Here is a 2,458-nt window from a genome sequence, read left to right as displayed (position 1 = left end):
TATGACGATGCGCCGCACGGCCATATGGAAATCGAGCTGAAGGACGTCCGCGTCAACGCCGAGGAAGCGATGCTGCTCGGCGAGGGCCGCGGCTTCGAGATCGCGCAGGGGCGCCTTGGGCCGGGCCGCATCCATCACTGCATGCGCACCATTGGTGTGGCGGAAGAAGCGATCGCCAAGATGGCGAAGCGCCTCCAGTCGCGTGTCGCGTTCGGCAAGAAGGTCGCCGAATACAGCATCTGGGAACATCGGCTCGCGCGTGCGCGCATCGACATCGAGATGACGCGCCTGCTCTGCCTGAAAGCCGCCGACATGATGGACAAGGTCGGCAACAAGACTGCGGCGGCCGAAATCGCGATGATCAAGGTGCAGGCACCGAACATGGCGCTCAAGATCATCGACGATGCGATCCAGGCGCATGGCGGCGCGGGCGTGTCGGAGGATTTCGGGCTCGCCAAGGCCTATGCGCACCAGCGCACGCTGCGCCTCGCCGACGGGCCCGACGAGGTCCATGAGCGCGCGATCGCGCGCATCGAGTTCGCCAAGCACAGCGAAGCGAGCGATCCCGGCTTTTCGTCGGGGGACATCGGCGTTTCGCGTTAAAACCTGAATTCGGAGAGACATTGTGACCAAAGCCGCGATTCTGATCGAGCCCGGAAAACCGCTGTCGATCGAGGATGTCGTCGTCGCCGACTGCGGCCCGCACGAGGTGCGCATCCGCACCGCCGCGTGCGGGCTGTGCCATTCGGACCTGCATTTCATCGACGGCGCCTATCCGCATCCTCTCCCCGCGATTCCCGGCCATGAGGCCGCCGGCATCGTCGAGGCGGTCGGCAGCGAAGTGCGCACGGTGAAGGTCGGCGACGCGGTCGTCACCTGCCTGTCGGCCTTTTGCGGCCACTGCGAATTCTGCGTCAGCGGCCGGATGTCGCTGTGCATGGGCGGCGACACGCGGCGGCCGGCGGGATCGGCGCCGCGCATCACGCGCCCCGACGGATCGCCGGTCAACCAGATGCTCAACCTGTCGGCTTTCTCCGAAACGATGCTCGTCCACGAACATGCGTGCGTCGCGATCGACCCCGACATGCCGCTCGACCGCGCTGCGGTGATCGGCTGCGCGGTGACGACAGGCGCGGGCACGATCTTCAACGCGTGCAAGGTGACCCCGGGCGAGACCGTCGCGGTCGTCGGTTGCGGCGGCGTCGGGCTCGCCACCATCAACGCCGCGAAGATCGCGGGCGCGGGGCGCATCATCGCCGCCGACCCGGTTCCCGAGAAGCGCGAACTGGCGAAGAAGCTCGGCGCGACCGACGTCGTCGATGCGCTGTCCGACGATGCGGCGAAGCAGATCCTCGAAATCTCGAAGGGCGGCGTCGATCATGCGATCGAGGCGGTCGGGCGACCCGCCTCGGCGAGCCTCGCGGTCGCATCGCTGCGCCGCGGCGGCACCGCGACGATCCTCGGCATGATGCCGCTCGCCGAGAAGGTCGGCCTCAGCGCGATGGACCTGCTGTCGGGCAAGAAACTGCAGGGCGCGATCATGGGCGGCAACCGTTTCCCGGTCGACATCCCGCGCCTCGTCGATTTCTACCTGCGCGGCCTGCTCGACCTCGACAGCATCGTCGCCGAGACGATCCCGCTCGCCAAGGTCAATGAAGGGTTCGACAAAATGCGAAAGGGCGACGCCGCACGGTCGGTGATCGTGTTCGACCAATGACGCTCGACGCGCAAAAGGCCTTCAGCGGCACTGTCGCGCCCGAGGGCGCCGACGTGCTCGACGAGGCGAAGCTGACGGCATGGATGGAAGCCAATGTCGAGGGCTTCGAGGGGCCGCTGACGCAGGGCAAATTCGCCGGCGGCCAGTCGAATCCGACGTACAAGATCAGCGCGCCGTCGGGCAATTATGTGCTGCGCCGCAAACCGTTTGGCCCGCTGCTCCCGTCGGCGCATGCGGTCGACCGCGAATACAAGGTGCAGGCGGGGCTCCACAAGACGGGCTTCCCCGTCGCACGCCAGTACGGCCTCTGCACCGACGAGGATGTCGTGGGGAGCTGGTTTTACGTCATGGGCATGGTCGACGGGCAGACGATCTGGGACGGGTCGATGCCCGGGTCGACACCCGCGAACCGCCGCGCGACCTACGACGCGATGATCGACACGCTCGCGGCCTTGCACAGCGTCGACGTCGAGGCGGCGGGGCTTTCGGACTTCGGCAAGCCCGGCAATTATTTCGGTCGCCAGGTCGACCGCTGGACGAAGCAGTACAAGCTTTCCGAAACCGAGACGATGGACGAGATGGAGCGGCTGATCGAATGGCTGCCGGCAACGCTGCCCGAGCAGACGCGCACGAGCGTCGTCCATGGCGACTATCGCATCGACAATATGATCTTCGCGAAGGACCGCCCCGAAGTGCTCGCGGTGCTCGACTGGGAGCTGTCGACATTGGGCGATCCGCTCG

3 protein-coding genes are annotated in these 2,458 nt (G+C 66.4%); all 3 read left to right on the top strand.

The window, feature by feature from the left end:
- On the top strand, positions 1–603 hold a 603-nt coding region (locus JHC57_RS22010; RefSeq protein ID WP_294032701.1), incomplete at its 5' end, for an acyl-CoA dehydrogenase family protein.
- Between the two features lie 22 nt (positions 604–625).
- Complete coding sequence (locus tag JHC57_RS22005; RefSeq protein WP_294032700.1) at positions 626–1,717, top strand: Zn-dependent alcohol dehydrogenase; 1,092 nt, start codon at positions 626–628, stop codon at positions 1,715–1,717.
- A partial coding sequence (locus JHC57_RS22000) for a phosphotransferase family protein (RefSeq protein WP_294032699.1) occupies positions 1,714–2,458 on the top strand: 745 nt, incomplete at its 3' end. The genes JHC57_RS22005 and JHC57_RS22000, both read left to right, overlap by 4 nt.

The organism is Sphingopyxis sp. (genome assembly GCF_016463645.1).
Classification (GTDB): Bacteria; Pseudomonadota; Alphaproteobacteria; order Sphingomonadales; family Sphingomonadaceae; genus Sphingopyxis.
The sequence above is the reverse complement of the archived record's forward strand: the minus strand, read 5'-3'. Positions and strand labels throughout refer to the sequence as shown.